This window comes from Plebeiibacterium marinum, assembly GCF_026013615.1.
Classification (GTDB): Bacteria; Bacteroidota; Bacteroidia; order Bacteroidales; family Marinilabiliaceae; genus Saccharicrinis; species Saccharicrinis marinus_A.
Map to the genome: position 1 here is coordinate 1 of NZ_JAPDPI010000065.1, position 21,725 is coordinate 21,725.

The following is a 21,725-nucleotide window of genomic DNA, read 5'->3' on the forward strand; positions in this document are numbered from 1 at the left end:
GAAAAAGCTAAAAATCACCGCTCTTCGCTAAAAGAAAAGAACTCACTGCGTTCAAACAGCTTTTCTTTCTTAACGCTTCGTTTACTGATTTTTTTACGCTTTTACATGAAGGCGGTTTAGTTACCCTAACATATCGCTCATTATCGTATAACCTTTATTAATATTAACAATATGCATAATCTTCTATTTTTTTCTCTGTCAGTAATGATAAAAAAAGGCTGCTTCAAACACCTTTAAAGCAGCCCTTTCATATTTAGAGTATTATTTTATTTAGATTTTTGTCATACTCAATTCAACTTCCAGCGATAAGGTATCGTCTTCTCCGTCACCATCAAAATCATCATCATCAGATTCTGCAAATACTACGGTAAGGCTACCAGAAGTCAGTTTTTCAACATCCAGTACAGTTTCGTCTTCAGTGCCTTCATCCAAAGTAAGAACATTGTTTTCTAACACCCAGGTTCCGACGCTAAAGTCATCACCTTCAAACTCCACAAGGTAAGAGCCATCTTCAAAAAACTCAATTGCAACTGGCATTTCATCTGTTATTTCCGCCTCCATCTGAGCCTCAAACACTGCTGCTTCCTGAGCGCCTAAAGCAAGAGTCATTACGTCAATAAAATCCAACCCATTTAATTTTATACTTGTTACTTCAACCGAAGAAGTGGTCCATTCTCCAACAATAAGGTCGGCAGAAAAATACTCTTCATCATCGTCTTCACAAGCTACGAATACTGACATCATTAGTCCCAGGAGGGCTAAAAATTTAAGGTTTGAAATAAGTTTTTTCATAATAATACATATTAGTTTAAAAGTTTGGCTAGGATACGGACATTGTTAAAAAATGTTACATAAATTGAGTTTTTTACTGATAATTACGGGATTTTCACGATCTTTTACCTGCTTTTTGAAAGCTGATAAAGAAAATACATTCAATTACTTATCTATTTTTAAAGCAATCCGTTAAAAATTTTAACATCTGGTTATCCTTAAACAAACATCAATATACCATGAACGCACAAAAATTAAAAATCACTTGTATTATTGCCGTAATAAGTTTTTGTATTACCGCCCAGCTACCTGCACAAATATTACCAAACGAAGTTATTGATGCTTATTTTAAAGCTTTTAACAATGCCAGTTTCGAAGAGTTAACCAAAATAACAACCAATGACATTACCATAACAGAAGGCGATTTTGTATTGTGCCGTTCAGTTGACCAGCTTAAAACGGTGTTTCAGTGGGATTCTGTCTTTATACCGGAATATAAAATATTGGATTTTAACCAAAATGGAGCAGTATATGATGTTGTAGTTTCAAAAATGGATGACCGGGTGCGGTTCCTTCATGACATCCCCCTGGTTTCAAACATACAATTTACTATTGAGGAAGGGAAAATAAAAAAGCAAACCATCGGTACCTACTCATGTTTTGATATGGATACATGGAGAGGCAGATTAAAGGGGCTGGTTTCCTGGATCCAACAAAACCATCCGGATTTAAACGGATTTGAGAGGGACATATCACCTAAAGGGGCCATTAACTTCATAAAATCAATAAGGCTATATTCTAACAGGGAACTCAACACCGAAGAAAGAATCTTTATTGATAAGGATATTCAATTGATTCACCTCAGGGATTCTGTTTTTATACATGAAACCTGGACCGACTCAGAAAGGTGGGGACGGTTTTCTTCAAATGGGATGGTGATAACCCAACATGGCAAGGCCATAATGGTAGACACACCAATGGATAATACAAAAACAGAACGCTTATATAATTATCTTAAAAACAAGATGGGAATTGAAGTGGTAAAGCTGGTTCCGGGACACTACCACAACGACTGTATTGGCGGCATTGAGTTTCTGCATTCAAAAGGGGTTCAGTCGCTGGCTAACATTTTAACGGTTAATAAATGCATAGAAGAAAAGCTGCCCGTTCCCCGGCATTCATTTACCCAAAAGAAAATAATGGATTTTATGGGATTAACAGTTGAGTGCGCTTTTTATGGCGGAGGCCATTCGTTTGACAATATTGTAGTATGGTCGCCGGAATCTAAAATATTATTTGGAGGGTGTTTGGTAAAATCGCAAAGTTCAAGGGGCTTGGGAAATTTAAATGATGCTGTTGTTGATGAATGGGCTTCAACCATCGAAAAAATCAAGGCTGCTTTTCCTGAAACTGATATTGTAGTACCTGGCCATGGAAGTCATGGTGGAAAAGATTTGCTATCGCATACCATTGACCTGGTTAAGAGTCATGAACAAAAGGAATAATTGCAAAACACACGCTCTTAATATAAAGTTCAGGGCAACTACGCTTTGTTCCTTGCTACTTGAGCATCCTCCTCCTCGTCCCCTTCTTCTACTTCCGATTCCTTATCCCGCTTAATCATGTTATAAATGGTTGATTTGCCTATATCAAGCTTTTTAGCCACTTTGAGAACATTATTATCGTAAAGACGAAGGTAATGACGTATAATCCTTTCTGAATATTCTTTCAAGGTCATTTCTTCGGCAAGTATATCCAGTTCTGCTGTAGTAGAATTAAAAAGGATATTCTCCTCGTCAATTTTTTTGTCGCTGGCCATTACCGCGCTAAGCTCAATAATGGCTTTGAGTTCACGAACGTTTCCGGGAAAATTATAACTCAGCAGTTTCTTTTTAGCCCGCGAAGTAAAGGTCATACCCTCCATGTCGTTATCTTCGCAAAAGCTGTTCAAAAAGAACTGGCTCAATGTGATAATATCATTTTGCCGGTCTTTTAATGGTGGCAAGTGGATGGGAAGCCCTAAAAGACGGTAATATAAATCCTCACGGAAGTTCCCTTGTTTCACTTCATCAAGCAGATCTTTATTGGTAGCTGTAATAATCCGGGTATTTACTTTTATAATATCATTACCGCCAACACGAGTAATTTCTCTTTCCTGAAGCACCCTAAGCAGTTTCACCTGGAGGTTGATATCCATCTCGCCTATTTCATCTAAAAAGATAGTGCCCCCTTCTGCCTCTTCAAACTTTCCCTTTTTGGTTAATATGGCTCCTGTAAAGGCGCCTTTTTCATGCCCAAAAAGTTCACTCTCTATCAAATCGCGGGGTATTGCCCCCATATTCACTGCAATAAAAGGTTTATTCTTTCTGAGTGAGTTGTAATGGATGGTTTTGGCAACTAACTCTTTTCCTGTACCTGTATCTCCATAAATAGACACGTTGATGTTGGGGATTTTAACCGCTTTTTGAATCAGGGCAAAAACATCCTTCATTACCGGGCTATCACCTATAATAGCATTGCCAAAATTATATTTTGTAGCAATTTCACTTTTAAGCTGAGAGATCTCATCCAGAAGTTTCTTTTTATTACGGATGTTATTGACACTGTTTAAGAGCCTGTCCTTTATGTTTTCATCCTTGGTAATATAGTCGTAAGCGCCTTCTTTTAAAAGGTTTACTGCGGTTGTAATAGAATCCTGCCCCGAGATGATAATAACCTCAATATCGGGATTATAATTTTTAATTCTCTTTAAAATATCCTCGCCGGTAAAGTCTGGCAAACCCAGGTCAAGCGTTACAATATCAGGATTGTCGGGTAAGTGTCTTAAAAAGTTACCTCCATCAAAATAGGTATCAATTTCAAAATCAGGATTGAGCGCCAGGGAACGTTCAATAAGTTTATTAAAAACACGGTCGTCCTCTACAATATGAATTTTCATTGATAACTAATTTTTAAAACACTTAGATTTCAAATATATTTGCTTTTTGTAAATAAACCACATTTTATGAGCCTGTTTTTGGCAGATAGTCGTTTTTGTGGTGTAGATATAATAATTTTGATGAAAGGCAGTTTTAATTAATTATGGAGATTGCCTAAAATATACGCAATGAATAAATCTTATATATATTTTCTACTGGCCCTTTTGTTTTTTTGGGGTTGCTCTACTAAAAAAAATACCTGGGTAAGCCGTAACTTTCATAACCTCACGGCTCATTACAATGTATATTTCAATGGGAACGAAAGCTTTAAAGAGGGCGTTAAATCAATTGAAGACTCAAACGAAGATGATTACACCCAGATACTGACCGTATTCCCCGATTCAAAGGAATCTGCCAAGGATGTTGCCATTAGTGAAATGGACAGGGCAATAGAAAAAGGAACCAAGCTTATTAAAAAGCACTCCATAACAAAAAAGCCCAAGCGCAGGGATGGAGACAACTCTATAAAATACCAGAAGTTTATTAGTCAGAACGAGTTTAATAAATGGGTTGACAATGCCTATCTTCTTATAGGGAAATCTCACTTTTACAAACACGAATACAGCCAATCGCAACAAAGCTTTGCATATATGTTCCGTGAGTTCAGAACAGGTCCGGAGTGGTATGAGGCCGAAATATGGAATGCCCGTGCCGCCATTGAACTGGGAGATTTGGCCAAAGCAAAAATCTTGTTGGATAATTACGATATTGAAGGCAAAGCGCCGGAAAAATTATACGGCTTTTTCGCTTCTGTTTATGCTGATTATTATTTACGCCAGGAAATGTATAGCGAAGCGATACCTTATTTGCAGGAAGCCATTATTGGAGCCTGGTCAAGGTATTACAGGTTACGCCTGAATTTTATTCTGGCACAGGTTTATCATAAAATGGAACGCTATAACGAAGCCAGTGTAGCATATAAAAAGGTTATTAACATGAACCCACCTTACGAAATGGCTTTTAATGCAAAAGTAAACCGGGCGAGTGTAATGTTTGGGGAAGGTGGGTTACCTGCCGTGCAAAAAGAAATTGCCAGGCTGCTCAGGGATAAACGCAACCAGGATTACGAGGATCAGATATACTACGCTTTAGCAATGGCATACAAAGCAGAACAACAGGAAGAAAATGCCGTAGAGAATTTATTGTTGTCGGTAGAAAAGAGCGTTTCAAATGAATATCAGAAAGGGATGTCGTTTTATCAGTTGGCTGATATCCATTACGAGAGGCCTGAATATAAGCCTGCTTATACTTATCTCGATTCCGCATTGCTCAGTCTGGATGAAACTTTCTACAACTACGAAGCCATCAACGACCTTCATAAAGACCTGGAAGGATTGGTTTCACACCTCAATACGGTAGAAAAGGAAGACAGCCTGCAAAGAATTGCAAAAATGGGAGAACAAGCCAGGCTGGCATTTATAGATGAGCTGATTGCCCAGGAAAAATCAAAACAGGAAGAACTTAAAAAACAACAAGCCCAGTCAAGTGACGGGGATCTGTTTTTTGACAGCTCCCTGGCCAATAGTTTGGGCAGGTCGAACCAGGGTGGTAAGTGGTATTTTTACAACCCCACTTCCGTATCACTGGGGAAAAGTGAATTTGAAAGAAGATGGGGTCGCAGAAAACTGGAGGACAACTGGAGAAGGGCCAACAAAGAAGTTGTTGCAGCCGAAATTCCGGAACCCGGTGACCCTGATGATATTTTTGGAGATCCTTTATCAGCTGCCCAAGAAGATACAACCAAAGTGGCCGATGAGCTATTGCAGGTTTTAAGCAAAGGCGATGAAAACCTCCTAAGCAGGGATGCCTATCTAAAAGACCTTCCTTTAACCGAAGCGCAACTGGTTCAATCGGATCAACGTATTGAAGAAGCTTTGATTTCAATGGGAATTATTTATAAAGATGAAATTGAAAATATCCCATATGCCATAGATGCCTTTGAGGAATTGCTCAAACGTTTTCCAAACAGCAAATACCTGGAAGATGCATTAATGAACTTATATTTATGCTACGAAATGCAGGACGATGGTGTAAATATGGCTCAAACCAAAAAGAAAATTGAAACCTTATTCCCTGATGGGGAATTTACCGCCTTTTTAAACGACCCGGATTATTTCAGGAAACGTGAAGAAAGGCTTAAAAAGGTTGAGGAGCTATACCAACAGGCCTATACCGATTATTTGTTCAGTAACTTTGATGCCCCAATAAATAATTATGCCAAGGCCAAAGAGCTGGATGAAGATAACAAGCTGATGGCGAAATTTAAGTTTTTAAGTGGGTTGAGCTATGCAAAACTTGGAGATCTGGAGAGTTTTGCCAAGGAATTGAAAGCAGTGACTGAGTCCTACCCGGATGATGAAGTTGCCCCTGTTGCAGAAAAAATGCTGGCTCTTTACAAAGAAGGGCGCACTCCTGTAAAAGGGCCGGTTACTTCAAACCTGGTTGATCTGAGGAATGAAGAGTTCAGCAAAGAAAAAGTTCGAAAAGGAGTTTCTGCTATGGATTCAGAAAAAGCATCTTCATTTGTGGCCAACCACAAAACTATCCACAGTTTGATATTGGCGGTCAATACGGGCGCTGATTTAAACAGGCTGAAATTTAATATTGCAGATTATAACTTTTCAAAATTCTTGCTTAACGATTATGAAATGTCGGAAACAAGATTGCCGGATGGCTCTCCTGTATTTGCAGTAAATGGATTTAATAACAGGCTGGAAGCTCTTGATTATTTCTATTCCATCAGGGAGCGTTCGGAGATATTCAATGTAGACAACCTGGAATCTTATAAAATGTATGTGATCAATGCTGAGAACCTTGAGTTTTTACTCTCATCGGGTGATCTGAAAGGATATGATGCTTTTTTTACAGACAACTACCTTTCGGCCGAAGCCTTTAAAAACATACCAACTAAAGAAGAGCCAAAGGATGAAGAAAAGATAACTCCGGTAAAAGAAACACAGCCGGAAATCAACAAAGGCATCCAGCAAAAGCAATTGGAAGACAAAAGGTCAATTGAAAAACCTGTAAGCCAGGAGAGTCAAACTCCAACAACAAACAACGTTGCGAAAGAACCGGTATCTCAACAGGATCTACCAGGTGAAAAGCCTTTGAAAACAAAAGAAACTAAGGTTGAAAAGCAACCCAAAGTTGAAGAGAAAAATAATACCCCTGAAAATATAGCTGAGACAAATGAGCCTGTAACAAAACCCCAGGAGGAAGCAAAACAGGATGCCATCATTGAGAAACCTTCAAATATGTTTGTTGTTGAAGAGGGCAAGCATAGCGCTTTGATATTATTTAAAAAAGGACGGATTAACATACAGCGAACCGGCACCATTTTTCAGAATTATACCAAGGCTAATATTGGCAATCATTTACAAACAGAGTTTGGCCCCAAAGGAACAGCCTGGTTATACATTAAGGTTAGTGGTTTTACCACTGCTGAAGAAGCTAAAAAGTATGCACAGAGGGTAAGATTGGATAATTATTTAATGCGCGAAATATCAAGGATGCAATATTATACATGGGCTATTTCCGATAATAATTATCAACGATTAACAGATGAAGAATCTTTTAATCAGTATGACAGTTTTTATAAATCAAATTATTAGAGCATAAGCTATGGTAGATGAGAAAAATGTAAATATCCTTTGGGTTGATGATGAGATTGATTTATTAAAAGCACACATTCTTTATCTAAAAGAAAAAGGTTTTGCCGTTCAAACAGCAACAAATGGCCAGGATGCCCTGGAGATGGTTGGCGAGACCCGTTTTGATTTAATTTTTCTGGATGAGAACATGCCCGGAATCAGTGGGCTTGAAGTGTTGAACCAATTGAAAAACCTCATCCCTGAAGTTCCGGTGGTAATGATCACCAAGAGCGAGGAAGAGGATATTATGGACCAGGCAATTGGCAGTAAGATTTCTGATTACCTGATTAAGCCCGTAAACCCCAACCAGATTCTGCTTACCATTAAAAAACATATCGACCAGCACAGGTTGGTGGCCCAGAAAACCACCAGTAACTACCAGACCGAGTTTGGAAAAATCGGTTTAAAAATTAACGACTCCTATACTTTTAAAGACTGGGTTGAAGTATATAAACAATTGGTTCATTGGGAAATTGAGCTTGAAGACACAAAGGGTGAGATGGATGAAGTGCTCCGGATGCAGAAAACTGAAGCAAACCATGCTTTTACAAAGTTTGTTAAGCGAAATTACCCCGATTGGATCAATAACGAAGTCCAGGATGCCCCTTTAATGTCGAACAACCTGATGAAGGAGGTTGTGTTACCGTTAATAGATAAAGGTGATGAGAAAGTTATACTGCTGGTGATAGACAATTTCCGGTACGACCAATGGCTTATGATAAAACCTGAAGTTCTTAAAGATTACCGTATTGAGCAAGAAGAGATTTACAGTAGCATCCTTCCTACAGCAACCCAGTATGCACGCAACAGTTTGTTTTCCGGTTTAATGCCCCAGCAAATCAAACAGCTCTATCCGCAATATTGGTTAGATGACCATGAAGAAGGGAGCAAAAATCAATTTGAAGAGGATTTGATTGGAACATTTTTTAAAAGGTTTAGAAAAGACATCAGTTATTCTTATCAAAAAATAAGCAATATAGAAAGCGGCAAACAAATGATCGACAATTACACGCAAATGCAAAAAGATGACCTCTCAGTGGTTGTTTTTAACTTTGTTGATATGTTGTCGCATGCCAGAACCGAATCAAAAATGATCAAGGAACTGGCATATGATGAATCTGCTTACCGCTCGTTAAGTAAATCCTGGTTTTTGCATTCTGTGATGAACGACCTGCTGAATAAACTGGAAGGGGAAAATGTAAAAGTGGTTATTACTACCGACCATGGAACCATCCGCGTAAAAAACCCGGTGAAGATTGTGGGCGACAGAAATACTACTACAAACCTGAGATACAAGCAGGGTAAAAATTTAGCTTATAACCCCAAAGAAGTGTTTGAAGCCACAAAACCAGAAGAACTGTTGTTACCAAAACCCAATGTTTCAACCAGTTTTGTATTTGCTACCAATGAAGACTTCTTTGCTTACCCAAATAATTACAACCATTATGTAAGTCATTACAAGGATACTTTCCAGCATGGAGGAGTATCTATGGAAGAGATGTTAATTCCATTTGTTGTGCTTACCCCTAAAAGGTAAATTTTATATAAAGCAATATTCATCAATACTAATTAATGATATTTTTATCCTGATACTATTTGTTTGATACATGAAGAAATTTATACTACCCTCTATTGATAAACTTGAAGATGTCGCTTCTGAGTTTGTAAAGGAATTTCCAAACCCTGGTGTTTTTTGTTTCTATGGTTCAATGGGGGCAGGAAAAACCACTTTTATTCAGGCCTTATGCAAAAAACTAAATGTGGTTGATGTGGTCAACAGTCCGAGTTTTGCCATTGTAAATGAATACAACACCGATAATGGTGACAGCGTATACCATTTTGACTTTTATCGCTTAAAAGAAGAAGAGGAAGCTTTTGACCTGGGATATGAGGATTATTTTTATTCAGACAGTTACTGTTTTGTTGAGTGGCCGGGCAAAATAGATTCTTTACTACCTGAAAAACGGTATGATGTAACTGTAACAGTGCTGGATGACATGACAAGAGAGATTGTGGTTAAGTAATTTTGACCGTAATTTATTGACTATATATACCATCTTCTCAGAAAAAATTATCATTTTTGTCGGTCAAAATATAATGGGATTGGAATAACAGAGCTTGGTTCTGAATTGTATTTGCTACCAATACTGTAATTCTATACCCCAAAAATTAAAATAAACGAACAATAATTATGCAAACGGTAGTAAGCGGGATACGGCCAACAGGAAACCTTCATTTAGGAAATTATTTTGGAGCAGTTAAAAATTTTCTGCGTATGCAGGAAGAATATAATTGCTATTTTTTTATAGCAGATTATCATTCATTAACAACGCACCCAACCCCTGAAAACCTGCATAATAGTGTCCGTCAGATTTTAGCTGAATATTTAGCCTGCGGGTTAGATCCCGAAAAATCTACCATCTACATTCAGAGTGACGTGCCTGCTATAGCCGAACTCAGTTTGCTGATGAGCATGAATGCCTATTTGGGCGAGCTAGAAAGGACAACTTCATTTAAAGATAAGGCCAGGCAACAACCCAATAATGTAAATGCCGGGCTGTTAACATATCCGGTTCTTATGGCTTCGGATATTATTATTCACCAGGCCGACAAAGTCCCTGTTGGGAAAGATCAGGAGCAAAACCTGGAGATGACCAGAAAGTTTGCTACCCGTTTCAACCATATGTATAATCAGGACTATTTTAAAATACCTCAACCATTTAATTATGGCGAGGCATTGATTAAGATTCCCGGGTTAGACGGTTCTGGTAAGATGGGTAAATCTGAGGGGAATGGAATATTTTTGGTTGATGAGCCAAAGCCATTGCAAAAAAAAGTGATGCGTGCCGTAACTGACAGTGGCCCAACTGAGCCAAATTCGCCAATGACAGAGCCAATTCAAAACTTATTTACTTTGATGGATGTGGTTTCAACACCTGATACCATTGAGTATTTTAAAGACAAATATGCTACCTGCGAAATCCGTTACGGTGATTTAAAAAAGCAATTAGCCGAAGATATTATCAAATTCACAACCCCTATTCGCGAAAGAATTAACGACATTAAAGCTAACGAAGCATATTTAAGCAAAGTAGTAAAAATGGGTCGTGAAAAAGCACAGGCCAGCGCCGAAAAAACAGTTAAAGAAGTAAGAGAAATTATCGGAATTAAAAGATTCTGATAAGCTTAAAATATTAAATTATAGCAAAGCATCTTTCGAAAGGAAGGTGCTTTTTTTATTCCGTTATTTTTGACAAAGCATCCACTATATGCTAATATTTTGATAAATAGATCACTCTATCCACAAAAACCTCAACCTTACATCCACCTGATAATCAACGCATATAACATTTTACCTGAAAATATTTTAAAAAAATATAGTAGTATGTATTGCATAGTACCTATTAAAAGACATATATTTGTATTACCAATTACAATGTTATTAAAGGTATTGTGTTATGAAATTTCCTTGTAGAAAAATTTGTTTGAGTATATCCACATTTGCAATAATAGCATTATTGTTTGTAGTGATGGCACCCGGAAATATTCCCTGTAACGAAAATGAAGATTGTTCAGACAACTTTGAAAATTTAATAAATATGGAAAACAATCAGGAAACAATCGGCTACAGAGTAGGAGTTTCGATAGGAAATGATTTATCAATAAGATTATAAAGAACAGGAGGAAAAATGGTTATGAAGGTAGAAAACACAAAGGCACAAATGCGAAAGGGGGTATTAGAGTACTGTATCCTTTCCATACTGTCTGTTAGCGATAAATATGCCTCTGACATTATTGAAGAGTTGAAAAACGCAAAGATGATTGTGGTTGAGGGCACTCTGTACCCATTGCTAACCAGATTGAAAAATGCGGGTTTACTGGCATACAGGTGGGAAGAGTCAACACAGGGACCTCCCAGAAAGTACTACGAACTAACCGAAGATGGTCGCACTTTTTTAAAGGAACTAGATGCATCATGGCAAGAACTGGTAGATGCAGTTACATATATAAATAACAAATAGCTAAAGTCAATATCATGCAAAAAACAGTTAATATTAATTTAAGAGGCAGAGTATTTTATATTGATGATGATGCTTATGCTTGTTTAAGGGAGTACCTCGACCGACTTGAAAAATACTTTAAAAATCAGGACGAAGGACAAGAGATTATTAATGATATTGAAAGTAGGATTGCTGAGCTTTTTGAAGAAAAACTGGCAAATAAAAATGCGGTAGTTACCCTGTTAATGGTAGAGGATGTTATTGCAATGATGGGCCAACCAGAAGATTTTGAGGGAGAGCCTGCAGAAAACAACAGCAGCGAAAAAACATACCAGTCTAAATATACTACAACAAAAAAGAGGCTGTATCGCGATATGGACAACCGGGTAATTGCAGGTGTTTGTGGAGGAATAGCGGCTTATCTGAATACAGATCCGGTGTTAATCCGAATTTTGTTTGCGATTCTCCCATTTTTAAGTTTCGGAATTGTCATCCCGGTTTATATCATTCTTTGGATTGTTATTCCTGCAGCTATCACCACGGCACAAAAGCTGGAAATGAGAGGAGAAAATGTTACTATAAAAAATATTGAACGTGCCATCCGGGATGAATATGAAGATGTTAAGGAACGCTTTAGCAAAGTACGTGAATCAAAAGCCTATAAAAAAGGAGAATCGTGGTGGAACAGGTTGACCAAAAGGGATAAGAATGTTGTAGTGGTTATTGCAGTTATCGTAGGTGCGGTACTTTTAGCAAACCTCATCCAGATTAACGTATGGGACAATGGATTTGTAACCAACGTAGATTATCATCCCGGATTTTTTTTCCACATTATACATTTTCCGGGAATAATGGTTCTTACCCTAATTTTGCTTGTAATCGGACTGATTTTTAAGGCGGTTTTTAAAATTATTATTTACTTGATTGCCTTTATGTTTATTGCTCTGTTGGGATTAAAATTGATAGGGTTTATTATGGGAAGTGTATTTATGTTGTGCTAAATTAACTATAGATCGTTAGATTTTAGATAATAGACATTAGATTGATTTACAATTCGCTTAAACTCAATAAGATAATAATTTTACCATAAATTACTCATTGTATTCAGAATCAGTACATTATAAAATTTTAACAAACTAATGATTAAGATATATCAGAACCAAAACCATATCACTTTGAATAACCTATATTAAATGCAGATTAAATATAAAGACACATTATTATAGAATTATTGTGTAGGTCAATTAAATCAGTCTTGCTACATAATACTTAAATCTTACTACTAATTATAAAAACATGAAGAAAACAGTATATATCAATTTAAATGGATTTGCTTTCCATATAGAGGAGGATGCTTATGAAAGGTTAAAGCAGTACCTCAACAAGATTGAAAAAAGCTTATCTGACCCTGATGAAGCCAAAGAAATTATTTCTGATATAGAAGCAAGAATTGCTGAACTGTTTAGGGGCAGCCACCCTTCAGCAGAAGAGGTAATAACTTTAAACCATGTAAATGAAGTTATTAAAACAATGGGCGAACCGCAGGACATTATTGACGAGGAAGATCAGGATTATAATGAACCCAGGGAAAACCCCAGATCGGAGGAAATGCCTTACAGCAAAAGATTGTACCGAGATCCGGACAGTCGCGTATTTGGTGGAGTATGTAGCGGACTAGGAGCATATTTCAATATAGATCCATTGGTTTTCAGGGTTGTATTTCTATTGGCATTTATCTTATATGGAGCCTCCTTGTTGCCCTATGTAATTTTATGGATAGTAATGCCCAAAGCCGTAACAATAAAGCAAAAACTGGAGATGAAAGGACCTGCAGGCTACGAAAAATGGGAACAAAACCTCAGGAACGAGTATAAAGATGTGAGCGACCGGATTAAAAGCTCTAATACTTACCAGAATGTAAATAAAACATTTTCAGAAAGTGGCGACAAGCTAGGATATGCTTTTCGTAAGTTTATACAAATAATTGGGGGCGGTATTGGAATAGTGATTATGCTGGTTACTATTGCATGTATTGTTGGATTAGTGCTGGCTTTTACTTTTGGCTATACGTTATTTGATTTCACTAACATCAATAGTGTTTACTCATCCATTCCTAATTATTTTGTTTCGGGCCACGAACTAACCTTTGGTACTATTGCAATATTATTGATCACAACCATACCCTTACTTGCGCTGTTCTTTTTGGGCTTTAAACTTGTATTTAAATTTAAAATGCGAGGGGGTGTTTTAGCCCTTATTTTAATATTGCTATGGATTGGAGGTTGGGTAATGCTGGCTTATACATCTGCTAAAGTTGCCAGGTTTTATTCCGACAAAGAAACAACATATTCATCATCAATACTGGAAAATACCCGGAGCGAAGCAATATATTTTAAAGCTAACGCCGGAACAATGCGTCCCGAGTACCAGGAACACCTGTTTGATGTAAATCGCCTGGATGTGTGCGTTGCCGATGAAGAAATATTTGTAAAAGGAAACCCGCGGATAGAAATAAAACATGGACCGGAGTTTAAAGTCACAATCAAAAAGTCGGCCCGCGGAGAAAACAATTTTGAAGCCAGAGAAAATTGCAATATGATAGAGTATTTCTGGTTGCAAAAGGATTCTGTTATTTATATCGACCCCATATTTACCTTAACTGAAGGAGCAAAAATACGAGATCAGAAATTACAAGTGGTTTTTACCATACCTGAAAACTATAAAATTAAAGTTGATGACGATCTGGAATGGGCCGTAAACTCAAACTTTGATTAAAATTGTTATAAACTCAAAACATTACTAAAATGAAATATTTATATAAATTATCATTGATGTGCTTAATGGTGGGAATTGTTACCCCATCTATATTCAGCCAACAAAAGATAGCGAACAAAATGTACAGTGACCTGAGAGCTCTTGATGAAGTCACCTATCTATCCTTTTCTAAAAACCTGATCGATTTTGTTGATTTTGAAATTGATTCTGATGATGAAGACGACAGGGAAGTAACCGGAGATTTGCACGAGGTTAAACTGGTTGTATACAAACCTGATTTTGAGCCCCAAAAACCTTTTCGGGAACAGATTTTGGCATACCTTAAAAAAGGAAAATATGACTTAGTAGAAGAAGATGAAAATAAGGACAACACCGAAGTGTGGGTACACAGAAAGGGACGGAAAATTTACGAGTGCCATATTATCTATCAAGGAGAGCAAAATGGCGTTTTACTCTCTTTCTTTGGTGATTTTACAATTAAAGATGTAAATATATTAAAGCAAAAAATTGAGGATTACCAATAACAACTTGTTTGTACAGAGGGGAAATCAAATCACATAAATTTCCTCTCTACAAATGGATTTACGAATGGTTTTTCTGTTAGCACTCCTGATGTGTATAATTTTAATTTATCATACATTCCCGGGTCATTCCACTCAGCTTTAATTGACTGACTAAAGTGAATATCCGTTAATTCATAGTCAAACCACTTTAAATCTTCCAAAAAAGCTTCTGCATATCCCGTGTCGGTTTCATGAACCCTTACAGACCTAACTTTAACCTCCCCTTCGCCGTTATTAAATTGAGTTGCCCCCAATACTTTATCAATGATAAACAAAATGGTTAAAGCAAAGCATTCTGCAGATGGAGATACCGGCATTTCAATATAACGGTCGCTGTTGGACTTGATGAAATTCTTGAATTCTTCACTTTCTTTACTCCACATAGCGTAAGCATGGTCAAAACTATCTATGAAATCTTTGATGGTTCCTTTGGTCAAACCAAAATCATAAATCATCTGACCAAAATCAAGCTTTGTAGAAGTCAAAAACACTTCTACAACATAGCTGTGACCATGAAGCGATTTTTTACACCTGTCACTGGAACAATCTCTTACAATATGTGCTCCTTCAAACTTAAATTTCTTTCGTATTATCATGTTGTTTTATTCTGTTGTTTAATGTGTTTGTAATGTATTAATCTATATAGAAATACCAACAGTCCTTACTACTTTATAAACTTTATACTTTATGAACTTTATAAACTCAGTACTGTACTTATCCATTCACTTCTCTCCTGATTTCGTATTTTTCAAAATCACCGGCATAGTACTCACTGGTAAAACTACCCTGATTGCTTTGAGTCCCTCTTAATGATTCGCAAGTATGCACAAGCCCAACAAGTTTTACATATACCGATTTGGTTTTTGCAGCAGCGCTAACCTCATCATAAATCATTTTAGTAAGATTCTCCTGCAAATGCCCCCTACGCGATACCCAATCTACAATTCGCTGTAGCTTTGAAATCCCCAAAACATTATAATCAGGTACATAACTTACAATGGCATATGCCCCGTCTCTAAACAGTGTACTAAAGGGGGCTAAATGATGAGAGCATACAGATACAATATCCACCCTTTTGGTAATTGGGTGTTTTTGCCGGTTCTCATTGGGGAAGGTTGCCATCTGCGGGCGTTTTGCCCATCGTCCTGATAATAATTCACTATCATCTTCCAGACCATCTCCACAGTACATTTTGGCAATTCGGTAAGCAGTCCCCTTGTCTCCTCCAACATTGGGATCCGACAAATCAACTTTCATGGCCTTAAAAGCCTGTAATATATGATACTCTGTGATTACTCTCATAATATAATGGGCTTCCTCTGAAATCCCACCAACAGTTTCTACATTATCAGAGATTTTAAAATTGCCCAGTTTATTATATTCTAACCAATATTTCACAAAATCTTTATCCGGAAATATTTTGTGAAACTCCTTATAGACATACCCCTTTAAGTAACCATAATCCCCCTCTTCCATTTTGTCCTTAGTCACTTTTGATTCCACATTCATTTCTAGTCGTTCTGGCTTGGAATTCAACAGGGCTGTTTTATAAATTACATCTTTCATACTCTACTTTTTAATTATTAACAACTCAAACCAGGTATTGGTTGTATAGATAAACATGCAGAAAGGAAAAATGTTTAATTAAAACCCAAACTCAATAAACACACATCGACATTATATTGTATTCCGACAACAAAAAGTTATCAATTTAAAAAGGCAAATATCGATATAAGAAAATCCTATTTATCAACATTTGCCTTTCTTGATGTTTTATAACTAAAACTTTCTATTGGCTATATGCTGCTATTGCGCTGTACCTCTAATCTTCATGGGCTTTCCACTTATTGCTACCAAATCGAGAGGTAAGAATAGTAAGTATTTCATTTGCGGTATATTCCACAGGCTTGTTAGTGATATTCAAAACTGTAAAACCACCTTTTTTATATAGATTGGCAGCATAATCCAGTTCCATCCTAACCTTTCTTCTATCCACATAATCTGAGTTTGGATCCATATTAATACGACTCACCCTACTGCTCCGTTGTGCTATTAAGTAAGCCATTGATATAGTGAGACCAAAAACCCGTTTGGGATCAATCTGAAACAAAGTTTCAGGCACTGGAGTACCTGGTACGATAGGTACATTGGCCACTTTCCACCCAAACATAGCAAGGTAAATGCTCAACGGAGTTTTACCTGTTCTGGAAACGCCTGCTAATACAATATCTGCGGTAGCTATTTTATCCGTATGTTGACCGTCGTCGTGTTGCATGGTAAATTCAATGGCCCTTACCCTTCGGTAATACTCCATGTCGCGCAGCCTAAAAAGCCCAGGCTGCTCTACTGGTTTCATATCTAAAACCGTATCCAGGTAATCTGTCATGTTTCCAACAAGGTCAAAATGCCGGATCTCCTTTTTTTCACAAGTATCAATTAATTTTCTACGGGCAATGTGGTCTACCATAGTGTGTGCGATTACCCCATTATCAGCAAGTACTTTGTCTGTTATTTTATCAATTTGCTCTTGAGAGGAAACCTCAGGTTCAATGACTACAGGAATTTTATGGTTTGGATATTGGATGAGCATAGCTTCAACAAGTGTGTGCCCTGCAACACCTTTCCCTCCGGAAACGATATAGATTGGGGGCATGTTAGATTTTTCTTCCATAATTGAGTGGATTGTTTTATGATTTTTATAGTAACTGGCTTTAAGATAAGATAAAGTTTGAAAGGAAACAATTATAGCAAATGCCAATACTTCTTATTGAAAAAAGAAACCTTCAATTCGCTACCATCACCTTCAATGAGGCTTATTCTTAATCGGTGATGGTATTATGCTTTAGTATAACACTAAAATTTATCAGGTAGAATACTCAATTCGTCAGCTTATATATACTCCTTATCAAGCAAAGCGCAAATGCCGTAACGAAACAGAACTGGATTCGTACAAAAAGCCTTTGGAGTGAAACGAGAAAATTATATAATTAAATAATTACATATGACAGCTAGTTTTACAAGGATTCTCTCCCTGATATTTTGGGGCTGGATACTTTCTTTCACTGTCTCCGGGCAAACACGGGGATTAATTTTTGAACCATCTACAGGAACAAAATCCAATGGGACTACACTGGTTCTTGATCCGGATGGAAACGGTTATGTTGATCAGGCATCTGATGGGATTGGTTTTACAAGTGCGGTTTATGGTACAGATGAAAGTAATCCGGGAAACGATGTTCCTGAATTTGAAATTCCGATGCTTCCTTTTCCAACAATTGGGGGAGGCGAAGCACTAAGAGATATTAGAAGCGGTCCTGACGAAGGGTTTACCGATTTTTCAATTAATAACAATGGTACTGCCAGCTATTACTATCTGGATGATGAAGACAATTTTATCTTTAGATTTAGGTTAGCTGATTTCAGACCCAATGCAAAAGGATATACCGTATTAATTGATACCGATCAGAAGTTTGGAGAAGGGGATGATCCGGATTACAATAGTACTAACCCTGGATTTGAAATCGCTATTATGCTTCGATCTAAGCATGAAGTAAGTATTATTGACATAGATGGCGAGACAGACTGCGGGACTATTGTTAAAACATATTCATTAACAACAAATCATCAGAAATCCATTTCCGGTATTGGACCGGAGGCTGACGGAACACTGGATTATTTCTATGATTTTTATGTTCCTTTTGCTGATATAACAAGTCACTTTACTACACATAATGATGTAGGAGGTCCTGTTACAACAGCAACAAAGTTAAGAATGACGGCAACAACCAATACATCTAACACTTGTGCATTTGAAGGTTCTTTATCCGATGTTGGAGGAGTTGACGATAGCCAGTATGCAGGTTGTATTGAATGTTTATGGGAAGAATTAATCGAAGGTGAAGTTCCTACTGACCCTTCAGGCAATGGAGGCTTCCCCCCGGTGAGGACTGATTGTCCTACCATTGATGGATCTTATTCGCCTGGAACTATAAACGTATATGGAAATGCAGAACCAGGTGCAACAGTTCAGTTTTATGTAAACGGGACTGAATACGCACCATCTGCTACAGTTACTGCTGATGCCATAACAGGGGAATATGTTTCTGGTGATATTATCGCTAGTTTAGATGATGAAATTAATGTCACTGCCACTCTAGCCGGATATTCAGAATCAAAACTGGGATGTAATTCTTCAACAGTCACCAATGCTCCGGAATGTGTAGGAACTTCTTTCCCTGCAACAGTTTACACCCCGAATAACAGCGGTCAATCAGACGTGACAATTCCAGTTGCTCAAATGACACTTGCCGATGCAAGTTCTGCTGTTCTGAAATTTTATTCCAATGGGGAAGACATCACTTCACAAGGTTCGTTTGGGACACCTACCAGTGATGGAACAACCGTTACCTGGGTATTTGACATGACAGGGAACGCTAAAATTCCATGTGGGACTGTGTTTGTAACAATAGAAGACATTGCTAACAATCTATGCCCAACCATTTCAAATACGGCTTGTAATGAAGCAGGAGGTTGTTCGGCTGCATCTGCGAGTGCACCTACTATTACAACAGATCCGATTACAACAAACTTGACATCTATTTCAGGTACATCTGCTAACGGCGCAGGTTTGGAAATTATCATTTACGCTGATGGCGTAAATATCGGTAGTGGCACAACCCAATCTGATGGATCATGGACTGTTTCCGGTTTAGATTTAAGTACTCATAATTGTAAAACAATTACAGCTTCAGCTGGTGCTGTAAATGAATGTGTAACTGAATCTACAAATAGCTTTGGAATTACAGAAATTTCTACTGCACCAACAATAACCGATCCGGGTTTTTGTGGATCATCATCCTATGTATATGGTACTGCTTTTGAATCAGATGGCACAACTCCCAATGTAGGAGCTACCGTATTTATATATTTAAATGGATCCGGAACGCCAGAAGCCCAAACATCAACCGTAAATGCCTCTGGTGATTGGACCGTTAACGGTTTAACTCTTCTTGAGGGTAATACGATAACCGCTACAGTCATTGATAATGACAATTGCCAGTCAGAGAGTACTGTGTCAAATAGTATAACTATTGGAACTCAATCTTCAAATGCCAGTCCGGAATTAACGATAACAACTACAGACATTGTTCCTTCAACTACATCTTTATCGGGTACATGCAGCGGATCTGCCACTAATGTAAATGTATATATAGATAATGTTTTATTGGGTGCCGCAACTAGTGTATCCGGTACAACATGGACCTTAAATCCTGTTCCTGATACAGATGATAATTATTTGTATGAAGGAGGCAAGATTCAGGTTACGCAAAGTGTCGGAGGAAATTGTGAGAGTGAGCTGTCGGATGATTATGAAATAGTTTATTGTGAAAGCGCTCCTGAAACACCAAGTATTACATACAGTCAATCCTGTACCGATATTTCATACACCTCTATTACTGATTTTTCAATAAGTAATATTACAGAAGTCAATGTAATGTATCGTTTGGTTGATAAAAATGGGGATGATCTTGGGTATTCCTTTATGAGTACATCGGATGATGTAACGAATAATACCAGGGACTTTACAACAATTGCATCTAAAATGGTAAATCTAACAGATGAACCACCCAAAGCATTTACTGTAGAGGCATCTTATTTTAATCCTGTGGCAGATTGTTCTGTATCTACTACAGAAAACTTCTATCTGAATTCACAAGGTGAGATAGCTATAGCATCTACAACAGATCCCAGTTCTTGTGAACTTTCTGATGGAAAAATATTGATTTCAGGATTAGGAAATAACATAGAATATAGTTTTACATATAAGAAAAATGGAACAACTGTATCGGGTGCACCTTTTACTGTAACAAGTAGCGGGACCGGCACTTATGAGATGTCTGGTTTGAGCTATGGAGAATACTCTGATATTAAATATACATACAATGGTTGTACAACTACTTCTCCCGAGTCTCAGACTTTATCTTCAGGGGGAAGCACTTCTACTTCATTTCCAGTAGTTGCAAATCCAGCTTCTGTAGAAACAGGAAATGCATCCTCTATTGAAATTGGAAATGCTGACAACGTTACCAACATTTCTAATTCTACTTATACTTATTCATTATATAAGAGTGATGGCACTTTTGTTGGGAGTATGGCCGGAGATGACGTTGGAGGTATCTCCATTTCTACCGGGAATTTAACTGGTGAGACTACATTTTATGTAGTGGTTTCAGAAGGAGCAACATGTACAAGGTTGGCGACAGAGCCTACAGTAAGTATTAGTTCTTGCACCAATCCTACAATTGCTCTTGCATCAATGAGTCATCCAACTACATGCAGTGGTAGTGATGGTGAAATTGTAATTAATGGTTTAGATGCAAATACAACTTATGAAGTATCATATACCAAAGACCTTTCTGGTGTTGGACCTATTTCTTTGGCAAGTGATGTTGATGGTAACCTCGAAATAAGCAATCTAACTTCAGGCGAATATTCAAACATCAGTGTGACTATTGGTAGTTGTACATCAAATATACTAGCAGGACCTTATACTTTAACAGATCCTACTATACCGGCTAAACCTAGTATTAGCGCAGGCAGTGCAACCACATTCTGTGATGGGGGATCAGTAACCTTAACCTCTACTACCGATGCTAGTTATAGTTATCAATGGTATAAAGGAAGTGTTGCCATATCGGGTGCTACAGGAAGTACTTATAGTGCTACAACTTCTGGAGATTACTCTGTTATTGTTTCTGCTAATGGATGTGTCAGTCCTGAATCTGATGCAACAACGGTAACGGTTAATGCGATACCGGCTAAACCTAGTATTAGTGCAGGCAGTGCAACCACATTCTGTGATGGGGGATCAGTAACCTTAACTTCTACCACTGATGCTAGTTATAGTTACCAGTGGTATAAAGGAAGTGTTGCCATATCGGGTGCTACAGGAAGTACTTATAGTGCTACAACTTCTGGAGATTATTC

16 protein-coding genes are annotated in these 21,725 nt (G+C 37.6%); 11 read left to right on the forward strand and 5 right to left on the reverse strand.

The window, feature by feature from the left end:
* Positions 1-270: 270 nt before the first annotated feature.
* Complete coding sequence (locus OM074_RS19625) at positions 271-792, reverse strand: hypothetical protein (RefSeq protein WP_301202322.1); 522 nt, start codon at positions 790-792, stop codon at positions 271-273.
* Between the two features lie 218 nt (positions 793-1,010).
* Here OM074_RS19625 and bla point away from each other — a divergent pair, with 218 nt between their 5' ends.
* Positions 1,011-2,276: a subclass B1 metallo-beta-lactamase gene (bla, locus tag OM074_RS19630; RefSeq protein ID WP_301202324.1), complete on the forward strand. Its 1,266-nt coding sequence runs from the start codon at positions 1,011-1,013 to the stop codon at positions 2,274-2,276.
* 38 nt (positions 2,277-2,314) lie between these two features.
* Here the strand turns inward: bla and OM074_RS19635 are convergent, their stop codons facing one another.
* Positions 2,315-3,709 (reverse strand): sigma-54-dependent transcriptional regulator, encoded by a 1,395-nt coding sequence (locus tag OM074_RS19635; protein ID WP_301202325.1) that lies wholly within the window; start codon positions 3,707-3,709, stop codon positions 2,315-2,317.
* Between the two features lie 168 nt (positions 3,710-3,877).
* Between OM074_RS19635 and porW the strand changes: the two genes are divergently transcribed.
* The 9 genes from porW to OM074_RS19680 all read left to right on the forward strand — a co-directional run bounded on the left by porW (position 3,878) and on the right by OM074_RS19680 (position 14,699).
* Positions 3,878-7,360, forward strand: coding sequence for a type IX secretion system periplasmic lipoprotein PorW/SprE (gene porW, locus OM074_RS19640; protein WP_301202326.1), 3,483 nt, complete (start codon positions 3,878-3,880; stop codon positions 7,358-7,360).
* A 10-nt stretch (positions 7,361-7,370) separates the two neighbouring features.
* Positions 7,371-8,936 carry a T9SS response regulator signal transducer PorX gene (gene porX / locus OM074_RS19645; protein WP_301202327.1) on the forward strand — a complete coding sequence of 522 codons (1,566 nt, stop codon included), beginning with the start codon at positions 7,371-7,373 and terminating at the stop codon, positions 8,934-8,936.
* Between the two features lie 70 nt (positions 8,937-9,006).
* A complete protein-coding gene (gene tsaE, locus OM074_RS19650) occupies positions 9,007-9,423 on the forward strand; it encodes a tRNA (adenosine(37)-N6)-threonylcarbamoyltransferase complex ATPase subunit type 1 TsaE (RefSeq protein ID WP_301202329.1) in 417 nt (138 codons plus the stop codon).
* A gap of 167 nt (positions 9,424-9,590) precedes the next feature.
* The gene (trpS, locus tag OM074_RS19655) at positions 9,591-10,580 is read left to right on the forward strand and encodes a tryptophan--tRNA ligase (RefSeq protein WP_301202330.1); all 990 of its coding nucleotides are present in this window, start codon (positions 9,591-9,593) and stop codon (positions 10,578-10,580) included.
* 277 nt (positions 10,581-10,857) lie between these two features.
* Positions 10,858-11,073 (forward strand): hypothetical protein, encoded by a 216-nt coding sequence (locus tag OM074_RS19660; RefSeq protein ID WP_301202331.1) that lies wholly within the window; start codon positions 10,858-10,860, stop codon positions 11,071-11,073.
* 21 nt (positions 11,074-11,094) lie between these two features.
* Complete coding sequence (locus OM074_RS19665) at positions 11,095-11,421, forward strand: PadR family transcriptional regulator (RefSeq protein ID WP_301202332.1); 327 nt, start codon at positions 11,095-11,097, stop codon at positions 11,419-11,421.
* A gap of 14 nt (positions 11,422-11,435) precedes the next feature.
* Entirely contained in the window at positions 11,436-12,401 is a 966-nt protein-coding gene (locus tag OM074_RS19670) for a PspC domain-containing protein (protein WP_301202334.1), read from the forward strand.
* Between the two features lie 295 nt (positions 12,402-12,696).
* Complete coding sequence (locus OM074_RS19675) at positions 12,697-14,175, forward strand: PspC domain-containing protein (RefSeq protein WP_301202335.1); 1,479 nt, start codon at positions 12,697-12,699, stop codon at positions 14,173-14,175.
* A gap of 29 nt (positions 14,176-14,204) precedes the next feature.
* Positions 14,205-14,699 carry a DUF4252 domain-containing protein gene (locus OM074_RS19680; RefSeq protein ID WP_301202337.1) on the forward strand — a complete coding sequence of 165 codons (495 nt, stop codon included), beginning with the start codon at positions 14,205-14,207 and terminating at the stop codon, positions 14,697-14,699.
* Between the two features lie 29 nt (positions 14,700-14,728).
* On the opposite strand, the gene OM074_RS19685 is transcribed toward OM074_RS19680, so the two are convergent.
* The 3 genes from OM074_RS19685 to OM074_RS19695 form a co-directional block, all read right to left on the reverse strand.
* Entirely contained in the window at positions 14,729-15,334 is a 606-nt protein-coding gene (locus OM074_RS19685; RefSeq protein ID WP_301202338.1) for a 6-pyruvoyl trahydropterin synthase family protein, read from the reverse strand.
* 118 nt (positions 15,335-15,452) lie between these two features.
* Entirely contained in the window at positions 15,453-16,304 is an 852-nt protein-coding gene (locus OM074_RS19690; RefSeq protein WP_301202340.1) for a GTP cyclohydrolase I, read from the reverse strand.
* Between the two features lie 256 nt (positions 16,305-16,560).
* On the reverse strand, positions 16,561-17,409 hold the full coding sequence (locus OM074_RS19695; RefSeq protein ID WP_301202341.1) for a pyruvate, water dikinase regulatory protein: 849 nt from the start codon (positions 17,407-17,409) through the stop codon (positions 16,561-16,563).
* 330 nt (positions 17,410-17,739) lie between these two features.
* Between OM074_RS19695 and OM074_RS19700 the strand changes: the two genes are divergently transcribed.
* Positions 17,740-21,725, forward strand: a 3,986-nt coding sequence (locus OM074_RS19700; RefSeq protein WP_301202342.1) for an Ig-like domain-containing protein, incomplete at its 3' end; no start/stop codon positions are given.

Coding starts and splice junctions, on each gene's coding strand:
- OM074_RS19685 (WP_301202338.1), bottom strand. CDS start 15,334: ATGATAATACGAAAGAAATTTAAGTTTGAAGGAGCACATATTGTAAGA.
- OM074_RS19675 (WP_301202335.1), top strand. CDS start 12,697: ATGAAGAAAACAGTATATATCAATTTAAATGGATTTGCTTTCCATATA.
- porW (WP_301202326.1), top strand. CDS start 3,878: ATGAATAAATCTTATATATATTTTCTACTGGCCCTTTTGTTTTTTTGG.
- OM074_RS19635 (WP_301202325.1), bottom strand. CDS start 3,709: ATGAAAATTCATATTGTAGAGGACGACCGTGTTTTTAATAAACTTATT.
- tsaE (WP_301202329.1), top strand. CDS start 9,007: ATGAAGAAATTTATACTACCCTCTATTGATAAACTTGAAGATGTCGCT.
- OM074_RS19660 (WP_301202331.1), top strand. CDS start 10,858: ATGAAATTTCCTTGTAGAAAAATTTGTTTGAGTATATCCACATTTGCA.
- OM074_RS19680 (WP_301202337.1), top strand. CDS start 14,205: ATGAAATATTTATATAAATTATCATTGATGTGCTTAATGGTGGGAATT.
- OM074_RS19670 (WP_301202334.1), top strand. CDS start 11,436: ATGCAAAAAACAGTTAATATTAATTTAAGAGGCAGAGTATTTTATATT.
- OM074_RS19625 (WP_301202322.1), bottom strand. CDS start 792: ATGAAAAAACTTATTTCAAACCTTAAATTTTTAGCCCTCCTGGGACTA.
- bla (WP_301202324.1), top strand. CDS start 1,011: ATGAACGCACAAAAATTAAAAATCACTTGTATTATTGCCGTAATAAGT.
- OM074_RS19665 (WP_301202332.1), top strand. CDS start 11,095: ATGAAGGTAGAAAACACAAAGGCACAAATGCGAAAGGGGGTATTAGAG.
- porX (WP_301202327.1), top strand. CDS start 7,371: ATGGTAGATGAGAAAAATGTAAATATCCTTTGGGTTGATGATGAGATT.
- OM074_RS19690 (WP_301202340.1), bottom strand. CDS start 16,304: ATGAAAGATGTAATTTATAAAACAGCCCTGTTGAATTCCAAGCCAGAA.
- trpS (WP_301202330.1), top strand. CDS start 9,591: ATGCAAACGGTAGTAAGCGGGATACGGCCAACAGGAAACCTTCATTTA.
- OM074_RS19695 (WP_301202341.1), bottom strand. CDS start 17,409: ATGGAAGAAAAATCTAACATGCCCCCAATCTATATCGTTTCCGGAGGG.